Here is a 17,258-nt window from a genome sequence, read left to right as displayed (position 1 = left end):
TAATTAAATAATTAAATTAAATTTATTAAAAAAAAATTAAATTACTAATCATAAATTTAACTTGAAACAATTTTTTTTAATCAGAACGAAGGAGTCACAATGAATAACCAATTTACAAAAATAGCTTTATTACCTTTTAGTATAGTTTCAGCAATTACTGTAGCTATCATACCTATTGGAAAACCTGCGATCGCACAACCAAAAGTAGCAGCGGTTGCAGATGGTAACATGACCGAATATCAACCAGCTTCTGCACCAACCTTAAGACGCGGTAGTAGATCGCAAGCTGTAAAAGACGTGCAGTTGTTGTTAAATCAAAATAAATTCTACTACGGCAAAATGGATGGGATATACGGCCCTAGAATGTATTCATCCGTAGTAAGTTTTCAAAGGTCAAGAAATTTACCTGCAACAGGTGTTGTCAATTCCAAAACTTGGGAAGCATTAATCGATTTAGATAAACGTAAATCACCCACACGCTTTGCATACTTGGGTAAATATTCACCTTCAACTGCACCCATGTTAAAGGTTGGTAGTAGAGGGCAAGCCGTAAGAGATGTACAAACATACCTTAAGCAGCAAGGATTTTATGTTGGACAAGTTGACGGAATTTACGGACGTGCTACTGCGTCTGCGGTAAAATCTTTTCAACAGAATCGAGCAAAATTAACAGCAGATGGAATTGTTGGTAGTACCACCTGGCAAGCAATGATTAATGACAAGGAAGGTCCTTTTACGATTAATTAAATAGTTAGGAGTTAGGAATTAGAAACCCGGTTTTTTATATTAGGTTCGTAGTAAGAGTTTTAACTCTTTTTCTTGGAGAACTAAAGTTCTTACTACAAACTAATTAGGACTTACGCAAAGCCCCCCAATTCATCGGGGGGTTGGGGGGATCTTAGAATTGGGAATGCCTACTTTTTGGTTGCGGTTGCGACCATTCCTGCTAATATTGGGTTACGACACGATTAACAAATACTCCGATCAAATTATTGTTTCTATGAATCGTGTCTAACCTAACCTATAAAGAACTAAAGTTCTTACTACAAACACCTACAAAGAACCTTTAAACCTTACTTATTATCCCCAACTTTGACAATAAACTTATTTGCTAGTGAATTGTTATCAATGGTCGGAACTTTTCCTTGAGCAGCCATTGTTTGATAAACTAAAGCCGCTGTTTCTCCTCTACTTATTGCCCGATTGGGATTAAGTATATTGCTGTTGGGATAGTTGACAACTATATTTTTTGTAGTTGCTGCTGCAACTCTAGGAACAGCATTTTCAGGAATTTTATCGGCATCTTTGTAAGCTTGCTGAACGATAGAAGCTGCCGATAATGGTGCTGTTGCTGTAGTAGTGGTGTCTTTGGGATTATTCGCCGCCGCAGTTGGTGTTTGTGGATTATTTCCGACATTATTATTTGTCGTTTGAGGCATTCTAGCAGCATTGGCTCTTTGAATAAGTAAAGGCTGCATCAAAGAAGTAATTCCGATTGGTAACATCAAACGCTTTCTTTTTCTGATCGCTACTCTTCTTCTAATATATGGAGGAATAATTGTAGGAGTATTTGGTGTAACGGCGGAAGTTTTTACAGGATTTGCTTGATAACTTAAATCTAAACCTTTCATTAAAGCATTAATTGCTTCTAATTTGCTAACTTCTTGACGGGGAAGAAATAAGTCATTATTACCAGATAAAAATCCTTCTTCTACAGATTCTTCTATTGCTTCACTTGCCCAATAACCTTGGGGAACATCTTTATATACAGAACCACTTTTAATTTGTTTTTCTTTATCTTGATCGAAAGCTTTACGAATTATAGCAGCGAATTCATCTCTATCTAATGCCTGATTCGGTCTGTATCTACCATCTGGATATCCAGTAATCACATTTCTTTCTGCTAAACCTTTGATAAATGGTTGCGCCCAATAATCAGGTTTTACATCGGGAAATGTTGACTGTGGAGAAGATTGAGCATTAGTTACTAACGGAATTGCAGCACCTATCGCTAAACCGATTGTTATTATAGATGCGCCTATAATCGGAAAGCGTTGCAAGTTATTCATTAATAATATCCTCTAATAATTATATTGCCGTATTCTAAATATTAGTTTGTTTGAATTATTTAATTAATCCACCCGGCGATATAGAATTGCAAGTCTCACGAGATAAATTTTCAAGTTAATTTAAGGTTAATATTTAGTAATTTTTATTAACTTTTTTGTAGCAATAAAGATTAGAAATTTAGGAAACTAACTTTATGTGAATATATAAAAGCTGCTTTAAGCGGGGGTGTATAATGATTGACCATGATAGATTATTCAAAGAATTAATATCAACGTTTTTTGTCGAATTTCTCGATCTATTTCTGCCGGAGGTTTTAAAAGATATTGACAGAGATACGATTCAATTTTTACCGCAAGAAGTTTTAACAGATGTGACTTCTGGTGAGAAAAAAACGATTGATTTACTCGCACGGGTAAAATATCGGCAAGAAGACACTTTCTTTTTAATTCACGTTGAAGCGCAATCTTACAGTCAAGCTATTTTAACAAAGCGGATATTTCAGTATTTTGCGCGACTTCACGAAATTTATGACTTACCAGTTTATCCGGTAGTGATATTTTCCTTTGATGAACCAAAACGTCGCGAGCCAAGCAATTACAGCGTTACTTTTCCCAGTTTAGATGTATTGCAATTTAACTTTGTGGCAATTCAATTAAATCAATTGAGTTGGAGAGATTATTTGACTCAACAAAATCCAGTTGCTGCGGCTCTTATGTCCAAGATGAATATTGCACCTTCCGAACGTCCGAGAGTTAAGGCTGAGTGTTTAAGGTTATTAGTTACTTTACAACTAGACCCGGCGCGGATGCAATTAATTTCTGGATTTGTAGATACTTACTTGAATTTGAACGCACAAGAGGAACAAGTGTTTGAAACTACTATCGATACAATGGGGTTAAATGATGAACAACAGGAGGAATATATGGAGATTGTAACTAGTTGGGAACGTAAAGGTGCTGAAAAAATCGCGATGAATTCCCTGCGGAAAGGAATGACAGTAGAAATAGTTGCCGAAATCACTGAGTTACCTATTGAGCGAGTACGGGAATTACAAACGCAGTTACAAAAGTAAAGTTAGGGAAATTGGTGGGTGACGCTAAAACAAGACGTATAGCCTAAACATAAATCATCAAAGCGTCACACACTAGGGTGTTGACTTTGATAGAAATTCCGCGTTTTTCGTTCACACAACTTTTATGCTGATAACAATCGCAACACTTATCCCTCACCCCGCCTGCGGCACCCCTCTCCCAAGCTTGGGAGAGGGGAGGGGGAGAGGGCGTTATCTTGAACACCAACACATTTTTTTCATGAATTTTGATCTTTAAAAAAGGTATAGAATCAACACCTTAGTCACACACCCTACAATCAATATTTATTCCTATGCCCCATCCCCAATGTCCAATTACTAAGCAACCAATGACTGAGAATCTAGTTTTTCAACCCAATTAATCTTACTTTTACGCACTTCGTCACCTTTAGGCATTTGTTGCGATGCAGATCGCATTAATTCGGTAATGGCAGCAATATCTTGATCGTGCTGACTGCCAGCTACAGCTAATATTTGATTATTATTAACGTAAAAAGCCAGAAATTCTTGCTTGTCTAAATTACCTTGAATGATAATATCATCCCAATTTTCGGCGTGTCCGGCATAACGCAATTTTAGATCGAATTGTCCCGACCAGAAAAAGGGAACGCTGGTAAATTTAATTTTCTCTCCGAGAGAATTACGAGCGGCAATACGTCCATGTTGTTGCGCTAACCGCCAATGTTCTATACGAGTAAGTTCACCCGTTGCAGCGTCAGGAAAACAAGCAATATCTCCAGCTACATAAAGATTATCGGCTGCTTGCAAATATTCATCTACATTGACGCTATGATCTTTTTCATTTAACTCTACTCCCTGCAAAAATTCAGTAACGGGTTCAACTCCGATACCAACTACTACTAAATCTGCATTTAAACGATCGCCGTTTTCTAATACTGCAACTTCAACTTTACCGTTACCTTCAAACTGTTTTACTTTGGTTCCCATTTGCAAAGTTACGCCATTTGCTTCGTGCAGTTTCTGAAACATGGTACCGATATCTTTTCCGAGAATTTTCTCAAAAGGTACGGTTCCCGGTGCTACTACAGTTACCTTAATACCGCGTTGAGTCAAACTTGATGCTGTTTCCATACCGATAAAGCTAGAACCCACAACCACCGCAGTTTTGGCATTTTTTGCAGCAGCGATAATGTTATCGGCATCTTCTGGCTGTCTTAAAGTAAATATATTATCTAAATCGGCACCCGGTACTTTTAAATTACGAGGTTTACCGCCAGTTGCAACTAATAAAGCATCGTATTCTAAAGTCGTATTATCTTCAAAAGTAATAGTCTTTTTAGCCGCTTCTACTTTCGTAACCGATTTATGAGTATGAACTTCAATATCCCATTCGCTGTAAAATTCTGAGGAGCGTAATATCAAAGAATCCTTTTGGGAATCGTTTTGCAAATATTTCTTACTTAAAGCAGTACGATCTACTGGTAATATATCCTCACGAGTCAACATAACAACTTTGCCTTGAAAACCAGCCTGACGCAAAGTTTCCGCAGCCGCACTTCCCGCAGCACCAGCCCCCAAAATCACAAATGTACGACTATCTTTTTGAGAATTATATTTCACCATTTCTGGCGTGCATTGAGCAGGAATTTCTTCAGGTAGCTGTACGATTAAATCTTCTCCCTCTACTTTGACAGAAAAACGAGGTAAAGCATCAAGCGCGGGTGGCTCTTCTAATTTGCCACTTTTAATATTAAAACAAGCATTATGCCAAGGACAAACTACTTTTTCTCCATTTAATATCCCTTTTTCTAAAGGTGCGCCGTAATGAGTACAATGTGCTGCTGTGGCAAAATATTCATCTTCTACTCGCGCAAGTAAAATCTGCTTATCTTCCACATCTACTTGACGCATCTCACCTTTTTTCAAATCTTTGATATTTGCTACTCTTACATCTTTATAGTTCATAATACTTTCTCTAATTTGAGATTTTCACCAATCGATTACTATATTTTTCAATTATTAAAATAATTGAAAATTTATGATTCTCTCTAAAAGATGATTTTAGATGAATATCAAATATTTATTTGATCTTTCTAAAGGTATAGTTAATATTTGTTAAGTTTTAGGATAAGGTTTTAATAATTACCATAAAAACTCAAATTAAAACATTTGATATAGCCATCGTAAAAAACCCGATTTTTTCAAAAAAGCAGGTTTTATAATTAAGAATATTATCTAAAATTGTGAATTGAAATTTAATTTTTATACTCGTTTCTTCTTTACCTACTCATTCTTAATTGCGGGTGGTTTCTCTTCAATTTCCAAATCTGGTAAACCTTCCAATTTTTCCGAAATCTTCTCCGCTGGTAACATGGGCACAATAACGGTTAAACCACCGGGAACACACTCTACTTCTAAAGGTGTATTGCCAATCATCTCCCCATCCAAAACAATTTTTTGCGGTGGTTCGGTGGTGATTTTTACGCGCTTTGCTCGCAAATAACCGATGTCATCGCGTTTGGCTGCGTCTCCCCGCAAACCCGTTTGGAGTAAGTGATAAGAAGCGGCGATCGCAGATGCCCAAGTATTAGATGAGATAATAGTAATATCAAGCAATCCATCGTCATAAAGAATACCTGCCGGACCTTGAGCTAATATAGATGTTGGTGGTGCAGCATTCGCTACGGTTAAAGCACCAGCAGAAACCTTAATAATTTTGTCATCCGTTTCAATTTCAGCTTCAAATAGTTCTAATTCCCGTAGTTGCTGTATTCCAGAAACCAAATAAGCCAAAGCACCCCAGCGTTGTTTTGCATCTCTAGAAGCGTGTTCTATCGTTTCCGCTTCAAAACCAATTCCAGCCAGCAACGTCATCAATCTGCCGTTGCATTTACCAATATCAATTCGACGAGTTTTCCCAGATAAAATCGTTTCGCAAGCTTCATCCAAAGTATCGGGAATACCTAAAGCAGAAGCAAAAGCATTAGCAGTACCTCTAGGAATCACTCCCAAAGGAATAGTTGTCTCCCCTAAAGCCTTAGCTGCTTCTGAGAGAGTACCATCACCACCCGCAGCAATAACTATTTCAAAATCTCCTTTATTTATCGCTTCTTGGGCTAATTGATCGGCACTAACATCTTCTGTGGTGAATTGAACATCTAACTCAAATTGAGTAGATAAAAGTTCTTTGATTCTTTCTAACTCTTGGTCGGGGTCGGCTGAACCGGAAACAGGGTTAAAAATTAGACAAGCTTTTCGGGGAGTCATGGCAAACTGTGGCGGCTTCCAAGATAGAATTTACGAATGTTATTCGATATTTATTGATTTTGTACAAAATTTTCTAAAAATAAATCTAGCTGGAGATGTAATTTTAGTATAGTTTGTCATCGGCTTATCATCATAAAATAGAAAAAATATTTTGCTGCTCCAACTAAATTTTCATAATCATCATCCTTATGTTTAGCTTATCTCTACTTCTTTGTATATAAAAAATATAATCTTACAATCTATCTAACGGTAAAGGTTTTATCAAGGTAGCATCGCCTAAGATCGGAAGGAGAGAAGAGAAAAAGAAATTAAATTCAGTTTTATTTGAATAACTTTTAAATAGCTGAATTAAATCTTATAAATGCTGTCCGAAAAGAGAAGGAACATATTTAATGTTTTTCCACAAAAAAGAATTAATCGAAAAAGAAGTAAAAATTGACGAACCAAATCCTCGTTTCGCTCAACTTTTACTAGAACAGTTTGGTGGTGCAACTGGCGAACTTTCCGCAGCTTTACAATACTGGGTGCAGTCTTTCCACACTGAAGACGCAGGTATTAAAGATATGCTGCAAGATATCGCTACCGAAGAGTTTAGTCACTTGGAAATGATTGGTAAACTCATCGAAATGCATACCGATAATGTAGATCAAACAGACGCATTCAAAAGTACTCTGTTTGCAGTGCGCGGTAAAGGACCTCACTTCTTAGATTCACAGGGTTCTGCTTGGACTGCAACCTACTTAAATGAAGGTGGTAGTATGGTGCGCGATTTACGTGCAAACATCGCAGCAGAAGCAGGTGCGCGTACTACTTATGAATCATTGATTCAATTAGCACCAGACCAAGGCACCAAGCAGACTTTGGTACACTTGTTGACTCGGGAAATTTCCCACACCAAGATGTTCATGAAAGCCTTGGATTCTATGGGTAAATTGACCGATCCATTCTTCGGTAATATCCAACCTGACTCTACTGTAGACCTTTATTACAACTTGTCTACCAACGGTAAAGATGAACGCGGCCCTTGGAACTCCGACGAAGACTTCCGCTACATCGCAGATCCAATGAAAGAGAAAGTGTAAGCTATAATTCGATGCAGGAATTTTAACAACGGATGCGTTTGTTTTAGATTTGATTTAAGGTCAACAATAAAGTCTTGTTAAATCTAAAATTTAGAGGTAGTAAGTTATTTATTGCTATTGCTATAAACTTACTACGAAAACTATAGGTAACTATGACTGGGGAGAAGGTAATTTATGCCTTTTCCCTTTTTCAGTGAGCAGTTACCAGTTACCAATAGACATCTCCGGAAATGAAAAAGAACTGTATACAAACCTCTTCCCCTTAGCGTAAGCGTGCCGCTTGCGGCATAGCGGATAGAGGGTTTTAAATCCCCCTACGTAAATCCAGCCCACGCAGATGGGCTTTGTATCTATAGCCCCATTCTTCCAGAGTGAGGGTGATTTAGGTGATTTAGTACAATTCCCCATTCCCTTTAAACTAACTTCTCAAATTTTGAGAATACTATTTAATAGGACTTACGCAAAGCCCCTCAAATTAGCGGGGGGTTGGGGGGATCTAAACGGCTGAAATAATTAATTTATCATTGCGGTTGTGGTCATTCCTGTTTTATAAATTAACTTATTAAACATATAGAAAAAACTCTATCATAGATTTAACTCAATGATTATCATTGCAATTCATTGATTATGATGAAGTATAATCACTCCTTTTGGGTAATGATAAAGTTTTACTTATACAAGTAATATAATATTTTTTTAATAATTACTAGTTCAAGGTGTATCTTTTTTATATCAAAGGTTGTATTCTAGTTTTCACAGCAATTAATTCTCTGGTAAACCGAGTTGAAAAGGAATTTACTAAACGTTACATTGCGGATTCCTATTGTTACTATAAGTTATCAAAAGAAGCAGACTTAATTGATATTTGCCGATAGTTATTTGCTATTTTTAGCAGTAGTTATTGGTGAATTTTGCAATACAAACTTAACATAAATTTACCAAAAGCAAACATCATGGCGGAGTTTTTCAATTCGATTTCTCGGCGTAAATTTTTATTAACAGCCGGAGCATCAGCAGGAACTGTTTTGCTGGCGGGCTGTTTGGGAAATCCACCGGAAGACGTGGGTGGTAACGCGGCAGCACCAACAACAGCCCAACCAGTTGCGAATATTAGCTCCGAGCAAGCACCAGAAACTACAGCAGTCAAATTGGGATACGTGCCGATTGTTGAAGCTGCACCTCTGATTATTGCCAAAGAAAAAGGCTTTTTTGCTAAATATGGCATGAACGATGTAGAGCTTTCCAAACAAGCTTCTTGGGGTTCGGCAAGAGATAACGTTGAAATCGGTGCTGCTGCTGGTGGTATTGATGGTGGGCAGTGGCAAATGCCGATGGCTCATTTAATTACCGAAGGAGTGATTACCAAAGGTAATAAGCCGATTCCCATGTATCTTTTAGCTCAGTTAATTACTCATGGGAATGGGATTGCGATCGCGGATAAATGGCAAGGAAAAGGTGTAGATTTAAAACTTTCGTCAGCACTTGTTAGCCAAGTCAAAGCAGATGGAAAAGGAGGTAGTCGCTTCAAAGCTGCTCATACTTTCCCTAATGTGAATCAAGATTTTTGGATGCGCTATTGGCTGGCTGCTGGTGGTGTTGATCCGGATAATGATATAGATTTGCTGCCAGTACCATCGGCTCAAACCGTTGCCAATATGAAGACTGGGACTATGGATGCTTTTAGTACGGGAGATCCTTGGCCCTATCGGATTGTCAAAGACAAAGTTGGCTATATGGCAGCATTGACCGCAGATATCTGGAAAAATCACCCTGAAGAATACTTGGCTATCAGAGCAGATTGGGTGGACAAGAACCCCAAAGCCACCAAAGCAATTTTAAAAGGAATCATGGAGGCTCAACAGTGGTGCGATAACTTTGATAATCGTCAAGAGATGGCAAATATTTTGTCACAGCGACAGTATTTCAATATCCCAGTTGATATTCTTATAGATCCATTAATGGGTAAATATGACATGGGGAATGGTCGCAAAATTGATGATAGAACAATGGCTCCGCTGTACTGGAAAGATGAAAAAGGCAGCGTTTCTTATCCTTATAAGAGTCACGATTTATGGTTTATCACCGAAAGCGTTCGTTGGGGATTCTTACCTCAAGATTATATTACTAATAATGCAGCCAAAGCTAAAGCGTTAATTGATAAAGTCAACCGCGAAGATATTTGGAAAGAAGCTGCTACAGAAGCGGGAATTCCTGCTGCCGATATTCCCACAAATACATCTCGGGGTGTGGAAGAATTTTTTGATGGGGTAAAATTCGATCCTGAAAAGCCAGAAGAATATTTACGCAGTCTCAAGATTAAGAAAGCCAACGTTTAATTATGAGTTAGGAGTTAGGAGTTAAGAGTTAAGAGTTAGCAATTAATCTTACAAACACTTGCAAATTATCAAATAAATCAACCCGAATATCAAATGACAACTACTACTACTAAAAGACCAGTAAACCCTAGAATTAATCGCAGTATAGTTGACCGCTTCCAAAAGCAATTACCCGATATTATTCCTCCCTTAATAGCGCTGCTTGTTTTTTTAGCTGTTTGGCAACTGTTTTCTTGGATACCAGGAGCAACTTTACCAGGGCCAATAAAAGTAGTTCGAGAAACATGGACATTGATTTTATATCCCTTTTATGACAGGGGAGGTATTGACAAAGGTTTATTTTGGCAGATTTTAGCCAGCTTACAAAGGGTAATGATTGGCTATAGTTTTGCCGCAGTCATCGGTATTGGTTTGGGTATTTTGATTGGTGTTAATAAAACTATGTCCAAAGCTTTAGATCCGCTGTTTCAATTATTGCGGACTATTCCTCCTTTGGCTTGGGTGCCGATTTCTTTGGCAGCATTGCGACAAAACGAACCCGCAGCATTATTCGTAATTTTTATCACCGCAGTTTGGCCGATTTTAATTAACACTGCGGTAGGAGTAAAAGAAATTCCTCAAGATTACAATAACGTTGCTAAAGTGCTGCAACTTTCTCGAAAAGAGTATTTTTTGAATATCTTAATTCCCGCAGCTTTACCCTACATTTTTACAGGATTAAGAATCGCCATTGGTTTAGCTTGGTTAGCAATTATTGCCGCCGAAATCGTCATGTCCGGAATTGTAGGAATTGGCTTTTTCATCTGGGATGCTTATCAGAATAATTATGTCAGTGAAATCATTTTGGCTCTAGTTTATATCGGTGTTGTAGGTCTGTTGCTAGATAAAATTATGGTTTGGATTCAAAATCTAATTTTGCCACCAGCAGAACAAAAGTAGTTAGGAGTTAGTAGTGGTAGGTTGGGTTAGACGCAGGACAAGATTCAACGATCAACCAATTATTTTATATTGCGTCGTAACCCAACATCGGCGTTTTGATTTGAGATGAATTACTCAACATACATTTATAAATGAAGGGATTTGTTTGCTTGGGTATTTAATAGCGGTTTTTAGTTAAATTATAATGTTGGGTTTTGTTCCTCAACCCAACCTACGAACTAAAAAGAAATAAAAAATAATCATAAATTGGAAGTGAAAATATGAGTGTATTTGTTGGTGTTGACCAAGTTGAAAAAGTTTTTAATTTAACTGGTGGCGGTGAATATATTGCCCTTAAAGGTATCGATTTAGAAATCAAAAAAGGAGAATTTGTATCCTTAATTGGTCACTCTGGATGCGGGAAATCAACTTTATTAAATATGATTGCTGGTTTAGATTTACCTACTGAAGGTGTTGTGACTTTAGAAGGTAAAAGGATTACCCAGCCGGGGCCGGATCGGATGGTAGTTTTCCAAAATTATTCCTTATTACCTTGGCGATCGGTACGGGAAAATATTGCTTTAGCGGTAAACTCAGTAATGCCCGATTTATCAGTACCCGAACGTCGCAAAATTGTAGACAGACATATAGATATGGTGGGGCTGCGTCCCCATGCCGAAAAATCCCCGACAATGTTATCCGGGGGACAAAAACAAAGAGTAGCGATCGCCCGTGCTTTGGCAATTCGTCCTAAGTTATTGCTGTTAGATGAGCCATTCGGTGCTTTGGATGCCCTAACGCGGGGTAATTTACAAGAGCAGTTAATGAAAATCTGCGAGGAAAATCAAGTTACTGCTGTCATGGTGACTCATGATGTGGATGAAGCAGTGTTACTATCCGACAGAATAGTCATGCTTACCAACGGTCCGGCATCTAAAATTGGTAGTATTTTAGAAGTAGATATTCCTAGACCTCGCAAACGCATGGAAGTAGTGGAACATCCGAGTTACTACAGTTTGCGTAGCGAGATGATTTACTTCCTCAACCAGCAGAAACGCATCAAAAAAATTCGCGCTCGTAAAACTACAGTTGTTGCCAAGCATGGCTTAGAAAAAGTTAATTTAGAAATTGGTTTTGTTCCCCTGACAGCTTGCGCTCCTTTGGCAGTAGCTAAAGAAAAAGGCTTTTTTGCCAAGCATGGTTTAGACGAAGTTAACTTGGTACGAGAAACCAGTTGGCGGGGTATTGTTGATGGTATTGGTGGGGGTTATTTAGATGCTGCACAAATGCCTTCAGGAATGCCGATGTGGTTAACTTTAGGAGGAAATGAGAATAAACCTCTGCCCGTAGTTACTTCCCTAACAATGACTCGTAACGGTAACGCCATCACCTTATCTAAGGATTTTTACGAGCATGGGATACAAGACTTATATGATTTCCGCAACTATTTACTACATACTCGCGATCGCCAGCACATTATGGGGGTAGTGCATCCCTCTTCGATGCATAATCTGCTACTACGTTATTGGTTAGCCGCTGGGGGTATCGATCCGGATTCAGACGTACATATCCAGACTTTACCTCCGGCACAGATGGTAGCAGATTTACAAAATGGCAGTATAGATGGTTTTTGTGTGGGCGAACCTTGGAACATTCGCGCTGCTTATGAAGGGATTGGAATTACGGCTGCCTCAGATTTAGATGTATGGTTGGGACATCCGGGTAAAGTTTTAGGAGTGAGGGAAGATTGGGCTGCGGTTTATCCCAACAGTTTTATTGCTTTGACTAAAGCTTTATTGGAAGCTTGCTATTATTGTTCGTTGCCGGAAAATACGGAAGAAATTCGCCAGATCTTAGCAAGTAAAGATTACGTTAGCGTTCCTACAGAATACATTCAAATAGAACCAAACCAAACCAGTTGCGATTTAGACCATCCGGTAGGAGATTACGCTCATCACCAATTTTATGCCGACTCTGCGATTAATCGTCCCAGTCGCACGGAACAGATTTGGATTGTAACTCAATTAGCGCGTTGGGGTCATACTCCTTTCCCCCGCAATTGGGTAGAAATTGTCGAGCGGGTTTGTCGGGTGAGTACTTTTAGTACCGCTGCGAGAGAATTAGGTATGGATATTAGCTACGTTCGTAAACCGATCCAATTTTTCGACGGCACCCCATTCAATGCTGACGATCCAATTTCTTACCTCAACGGCTTGCAAATTAAACATGATTTTGCAGTTGCAGACGTTATTCTTGATGCTCATCGTATAGCTGCTTAAAGGTTTTCCCCCCAGAAGAGATCCCCCTAAATCCCCCTTTTTAAGGGGGACTTGAACTCCGGTTCCCCCCAATTTATCGGGGGGTTAGGGGGGATCAAAACGCTATGAAGCCCCTCTTCTATTCAAAAGGGGAGACTTTAAAAGCCAAAAGCTAAAAGCCCCCCTTATCTAAGGGGGGTTGGGGGGATAGAGGATTCTAGAACACTATATTATTGTTGCCGCATTTTGTATTTTAACTAACACTTACTAAAATCAAGGAATTAATATCATGAACAACCCCAGAACAAATATAAACACATTAGGAATACCATTAGGTGCTGCTAAGGGTAAATCTCGTCAGCCTTATTTACAAATCAAAGACGTTAGCAAGGTTTACCCAACTAAAAATGGACCTTTTACCGTTCTTGATGGTGTAAATCTTGATGTTGCTCAGGGTGATTTTATTTGTGTAATCGGTCACTCTGGCTGCGGAAAATCAACTCTTTTAAATATGGTTTCTGGTTTTAGTACACCCACTTCCGGACAAGTTACCTTGGAAGGAAAAACAATTACTAAACCAGGACCCGATAGAATGGTAGTATTCCAAAATTATGCTTTACTACCTTGGCGAACCGCATTTGAAAATATTTATATGGCTGTAGACGCTGTATATCCGAATAAACCAACAGCCGAAAAAAGGGCGATCGTCCGCGATCATTTAGCAATGGTGGGATTGGGGGATGCAATGGACAAAAAACCCCCCCAACTGTCTGGAGGTATGAGACAAAGGGTTTCCATCGCTCGTGCTTTAGCAATTCGTCCCAAAGTATTGATTTTAGATGAACCCTTCGGAGCGTTAGATGCGATTACTAAGGAAGAATTGCAAGAGGAATTGTTGAAAATTTGGAACGAAAACCGCTGCACGGTGTTAATGATTACTCATGACATTGATGAAGCGCTGTTTTTATCAGATAAATTAGTCATGATGACCAACGGCCCCCATGCTAAAATTGGGGAAGTCATGGACATTTCTTTTCCTCGTCCTCGCGATCGCGCCAGAATTATGGAAGATCCAGAATATTACAAGCTGCGTAACTATGCTTTAGATTTCCTCTTTAACCGTTACGCTCATGATGATGTGGGGTAAATTTTCATTTCATAGTTCATAAGAAATTATCAATTAGAATTTCACTAATGCTCCTGCAACCGTAAAAATAATTATAGTTGTAGGAGTAAAAATATAAGCGGAAAATTTTATGTATTTAAGTTACTCAGTATTAATAATTAAAGCTTAATTTAGAAATAAAAGCTAAGTAGGATAATGTAGCTTTATGATTGCGTAGCTTTGAATGGGTTGTACGTATCGGTGCAAGATATAAGTAAAGTTAAATTGTTTACTATTTTACTTTTGATAATTATTATTTAATAGTTGATAATTCTCAATTTATTCGGTTATCCTGATGCATTGTGTGAGTGTTGTAAAGCACAATAATATTACACGGTGTTGAAGGAGTGAAAATTATGTCTATTCGGGGTGTGAGGTTGACTCGCGATCGAGTTAAACGACTGCTGGGTGGAGCTATGTTCTGCTTGAGTTTGAGCTTGATTGCCTGTCAGCAAGCTGAAAAAAGTTCATCTAAAAATGATTCCCAAGATTTAACAGTACAATCTGCTAATAGCAAGAACGATAAAAATAGAGCTGCTATACCACAAAGAACACCAGGAGAAATCACGGTAGTACCAACACCTTTTCCTTCTGCTGCACCAGAAGCAATTCCATCTGTTGCTCCCAAAGTTGCGGAAGTACCTCAACAAAACCAATCTTCTCCCGAAGGTGATGGATCTATTCCCAAAGCTCTAACCGAAAAGCTTTCTCCTCAAGCTTCTTCTGGCGAGAATATTCCTCAACCACAACAAAGAGTAGAAACTCGCACTCAACCAAGTTCCCCTAAGCCAGTTGTTGAAGCTCTGAGAAAAGCTGCTCAAAACCCTGGCAGAAAAATTGCAGCTGCTAGCAATACAAATGTCTACCGCAGTCGTAGCTTAGGTGTTAATTTCAAGTATCCTAAAGGCTTTGTGATTAAAGAACCCCAAGACGGTTCTAATCCATCAAAGGTTTTGGAATTATGGAGCGTTAAAGATTATCAAGCAATTGAATCAGGTAAATTTAAAAATACGTTTTCTCCGGGAAACATGAGCATTTCCTTAGAAAATAATCCTCAAGGTTTATCTTTGGTTCAATGGGTAACTAATAATGATGAACTCGGAGATATCATTCCAGAAAGCTACGATACACACATTGTCGCCGGAAAAGAAGCAATGTCTTTTCGTACTGACGGACTATATGAATTTGAAAATATAGTATTACCTAGTAGTGATGGTAAAAAGATAATTCTAATTAGTTTTGCTAAAGGAGATAAGAGTTATCAACAAGTATTTGAGCAAGTTGTTTCTACTTTACAAGTTAATTAGGAAGTAGGGAATTGGGGATGGGGAGACAAGGAGACAAGGAGAGTAATTAACTCCTAACTCCTAACAACTAACAACTAACAACTAACAACTAACAATATACGGTGAATCAATCTCTCTTGCTTTTCCGATCAGAACTAATACTTGATAAACCATTACTGCTACTTCTGCGCGGGTTGCGGCTCTATTTGGGTTGAGTTTTTCTATGTTGGGATAGTTGACGATAAGTTGATTTTGAGTGGCTGCTGATACTTGGCTTCTAGCATCATTGGGAATTTGATTGCTGTCGCGATATATATTCAGGTCAATTTCTATTTTACTTGTTAATGCTAATCCGTTCGCTAGGGAGACAATAACTTGGATGCGGGGAATGTTTTGATGGGGAAGAAATTTTTTACCTGGATACAGGGAAACTAATTTCCCTTGGTATGCTTGTTTAATTGCTTGATACGCCCAGAAGCTTTTTTTTATATCCTCAAATTCTATTGGTTGTTGCAAAGAAAGAGGATTAAAGGCTTTTACTAATAATGCAGCATATTGCGATCGCGTTATTGTCGCATCTGCCCTAAAGGTTCGATTAGGAAATCCTTTAACTATGTCTAACTGAATTAATTCTTGTATATATTCAGCCGCCCAATGTCCGTTAATATCTGTCAAATTACTTATTGTTATTTGCGGTTTCGGTTGCAAAATTTTTTCTGTTTCTGATTCTAATTCTGCTTCCGGCTCTGGTTCGGGATCTGCAAAAAACTGTATGTTCCCGTTAACATTAACTACTTTTACTTGATTATCTATAGAAATCAGTTTGTTAATGCTAGCATTTTGAATATCAAACTGACCATTATTGTCAAAAATGTTGTTTCCCGGACTTCTACTATTTCCAATATCTGGTAAAGCATTTGCTACAACAGTTAAACCGTCTTGAATATTATTTTCGCATCGATTTTCTCGCAAAACTGGACGAGCGTCACCAGAAACAACGATTCCAGAACGGTTTGCATAAATTTTATTATCTATCAGTATAGGATTGGCATTATCAGAAATAGATATACCAAAACCTGTTTGAAAACAACTGTTGCCTATAATTTCACCGCTGGAATTTTTGGTAATTGAAATACCGTTAGCAGAATTTTGAGTAAATATATTGTCTTTGATTGTTGGATTAGCATTTCCAGTAACTAAAATTCCTTCACGCTCAGAGTTGATGAAAGTACAATTTACAACCGTGGGTGAAGATGATTCAATCCAAACAGCAGTACCGCGACTGGCAGAATTTGTTACAGTTATTCCTCGAAGTCGAACGCCACTATTTAATACCAAACTTACATTTTGAGCGCCAAAAATATGGCTTAAGTGTCTGCCGCTACCGTTAATTACAATACCATTTCCTCTGTTATCTTCATTACCTATAATTGTGACTCCAAATGGAACTATTAAAGGAAAAACTTCGCCGTTAGTAGCGTTATAATTATCTTCTGCAAGCTGTATTTTTGTACCAGATGCAGATTGTTTAAGGGCTTGAGTAATTGTTTTTAACGGTGCTTGTTGACTACCGGAATTAGTATCGCTGCCAGTAGTCGGATTTACATAAATAAATTTCAGCATATTATATTAATACTTTTTCACTTACGTTGAAATACTACCGCGAATAATCTCAGTATGCTGGTAGCGTTGATAGCATAAGTAGAATAAAAAAGACGCAGCTTTCCACGTCTGAGGTTTAGTATTGATCAAAAATATCCATTTCTGCGGTATAAGCAGATGGCAAAGAGTACGAAAATGAATTTAGAATGACAATTTGAGCGAA

General features: G+C 38.2%; 12 protein-coding genes. 8 read left to right on the top strand and 4 right to left on the bottom strand.

The genetic code is table 11. The features are described 5' to 3' along the window. The first annotated feature begins 99 nt into the window (after positions 1-99). The gene (locus tag ACM03V_RS04375) at positions 100-747 is read left to right on the top strand and encodes a peptidoglycan-binding domain-containing protein (RefSeq protein WP_414619539.1); all 648 of its coding nucleotides are present in this window, start codon (positions 100-102) and stop codon (positions 745-747) included. A 326-nt stretch (positions 748-1,073) separates the two neighbouring features. Here ACM03V_RS04375 and ACM03V_RS04370 read toward each other — a convergent pair whose 3' ends face one another. Next, positions 1,074-2,069 carry an S-layer homology domain-containing protein gene (locus tag ACM03V_RS04370; RefSeq protein WP_414619538.1) on the bottom strand — a complete coding sequence of 332 codons (996 nt, stop codon included), beginning with the start codon at positions 2,067-2,069 and terminating at the stop codon, positions 1,074-1,076. Between the two features lie 233 nt (positions 2,070-2,302). Between ACM03V_RS04370 and ACM03V_RS04365 the strand changes: the two genes are divergently transcribed. Next, positions 2,303-3,142 carry an Rpn family recombination-promoting nuclease/putative transposase gene (locus tag ACM03V_RS04365; protein ID WP_414619537.1) on the top strand — a complete coding sequence of 280 codons (840 nt, stop codon included), beginning with the start codon at positions 2,303-2,305 and terminating at the stop codon, positions 3,140-3,142. Between the two features lie 336 nt (positions 3,143-3,478). Here the strand turns inward: ACM03V_RS04365 and ACM03V_RS04360 are convergent, their stop codons facing one another. Continuing rightward, on the bottom strand, positions 3,479-5,086 hold the full coding sequence (locus tag ACM03V_RS04360; protein ID WP_414619536.1) for an FAD-dependent oxidoreductase: 1,608 nt from the start codon (positions 5,084-5,086) through the stop codon (positions 3,479-3,481). Positions 5,087-5,404: 318 nt separating this feature from the next. Further along, on the bottom strand, positions 5,405-6,388 hold the full coding sequence (locus ACM03V_RS04355) for a YegS/Rv2252/BmrU family lipid kinase (protein ID WP_414619535.1): 984 nt from the start codon (positions 6,386-6,388) through the stop codon (positions 5,405-5,407). A gap of 392 nt (positions 6,389-6,780) precedes the next feature. On the opposite strand from ACM03V_RS04355, the gene ACM03V_RS04350 reads away from it, so the two are divergent. The 6 genes from ACM03V_RS04350 to ACM03V_RS04325 all read left to right on the top strand — a co-directional run bounded on the left by ACM03V_RS04350 (position 6,781) and on the right by ACM03V_RS04325 (position 15,454). Continuing rightward, entirely contained in the window at positions 6,781-7,470 is a 690-nt protein-coding gene (locus tag ACM03V_RS04350) for a manganese catalase family protein (protein ID WP_414619534.1), read from the top strand. A gap of 953 nt (positions 7,471-8,423) precedes the next feature. After that, positions 8,424-9,806: an ABC transporter substrate-binding protein gene (locus ACM03V_RS04345; RefSeq protein ID WP_414619533.1), complete on the top strand. Its 1,383-nt coding sequence runs from the start codon at positions 8,424-8,426 to the stop codon at positions 9,804-9,806. Between the two features lie 93 nt (positions 9,807-9,899). Continuing rightward, positions 9,900-10,745, top strand: coding sequence for a nitrate ABC transporter permease (ntrB, locus tag ACM03V_RS04340; protein ID WP_414619532.1), 846 nt, complete (start codon positions 9,900-9,902; stop codon positions 10,743-10,745). Positions 10,746-11,005: 260 nt separating this feature from the next. Next, the gene (locus ACM03V_RS04335; protein WP_414619531.1) at positions 11,006-13,003 is read left to right on the top strand and encodes a nitrate ABC transporter ATP-binding protein; all 1,998 of its coding nucleotides are present in this window, start codon (positions 11,006-11,008) and stop codon (positions 13,001-13,003) included. 268 nt (positions 13,004-13,271) lie between these two features. Then, positions 13,272-14,129, top strand: coding sequence for a nitrate ABC transporter ATP-binding protein (locus tag ACM03V_RS04330; RefSeq protein WP_414619530.1), 858 nt, complete (start codon positions 13,272-13,274; stop codon positions 14,127-14,129). 374 nt (positions 14,130-14,503) lie between these two features. Further along, positions 14,504-15,454, top strand: coding sequence for a hypothetical protein (locus tag ACM03V_RS04325; protein WP_414619529.1), 951 nt, complete (start codon positions 14,504-14,506; stop codon positions 15,452-15,454). Positions 15,455-15,535: 81 nt separating this feature from the next. Here the strand turns inward: ACM03V_RS04325 and ACM03V_RS04320 are convergent, their stop codons facing one another. Continuing rightward, positions 15,536-17,056, bottom strand: coding sequence for a DUF1565 domain-containing protein (locus ACM03V_RS04320; protein WP_414619528.1), 1,521 nt, complete (start codon positions 17,054-17,056; stop codon positions 15,536-15,538). Positions 17,057-17,258 lie beyond the last annotated feature (202 nt).

This window comes from Calothrix sp. CCY 0018, from assembly GCF_963920925.1.
GTDB lineage: Bacteria > Cyanobacteriota > Cyanobacteriia > Cyanobacteriales > Nostocaceae > Rivularia.
This window is presented reverse-complemented; position numbering and strand designations above follow the sequence as displayed.

What these genes read in the sequence shown, in the direction of transcription:
- ntrB (WP_414619532.1), top strand. Translation starts at nt 9,900, where the DNA reads ATGACAACTACTACTACTAAAAGACCAGTAAACCCTAGAATTAATCGC.
- ACM03V_RS04350 (WP_414619534.1), top strand. Translation starts at nt 6,781, where the DNA reads ATGTTTTTCCACAAAAAAGAATTAATCGAAAAAGAAGTAAAAATTGAC.
- ACM03V_RS04365 (WP_414619537.1), top strand. Translation starts at nt 2,303, where the DNA reads ATGATTGACCATGATAGATTATTCAAAGAATTAATATCAACGTTTTTT.
- ACM03V_RS04360 (WP_414619536.1), bottom strand. Translation starts at nt 5,086, where the DNA reads ATGAACTATAAAGATGTAAGAGTAGCAAATATCAAAGATTTGAAAAAA.
- ACM03V_RS04355 (WP_414619535.1), bottom strand. Translation starts at nt 6,388, where the DNA reads ATGACTCCCCGAAAAGCTTGTCTAATTTTTAACCCTGTTTCCGGTTCA.
- ACM03V_RS04325 (WP_414619529.1), top strand. Translation starts at nt 14,504, where the DNA reads ATGTCTATTCGGGGTGTGAGGTTGACTCGCGATCGAGTTAAACGACTG.
- ACM03V_RS04330 (WP_414619530.1), top strand. Translation starts at nt 13,272, where the DNA reads ATGAACAACCCCAGAACAAATATAAACACATTAGGAATACCATTAGGT.
- ACM03V_RS04370 (WP_414619538.1), bottom strand. Translation starts at nt 2,069, where the DNA reads ATGAATAACTTGCAACGCTTTCCGATTATAGGCGCATCTATAATAACA.
- ACM03V_RS04335 (WP_414619531.1), top strand. Translation starts at nt 11,006, where the DNA reads ATGAGTGTATTTGTTGGTGTTGACCAAGTTGAAAAAGTTTTTAATTTA.
- ACM03V_RS04345 (WP_414619533.1), top strand. Translation starts at nt 8,424, where the DNA reads ATGGCGGAGTTTTTCAATTCGATTTCTCGGCGTAAATTTTTATTAACA.
- ACM03V_RS04320 (WP_414619528.1), bottom strand. Translation starts at nt 17,056, where the DNA reads ATGCTGAAATTTATTTATGTAAATCCGACTACTGGCAGCGATACTAAT.
- ACM03V_RS04375 (WP_414619539.1), top strand. Translation starts at nt 100, where the DNA reads ATGAATAACCAATTTACAAAAATAGCTTTATTACCTTTTAGTATAGTT.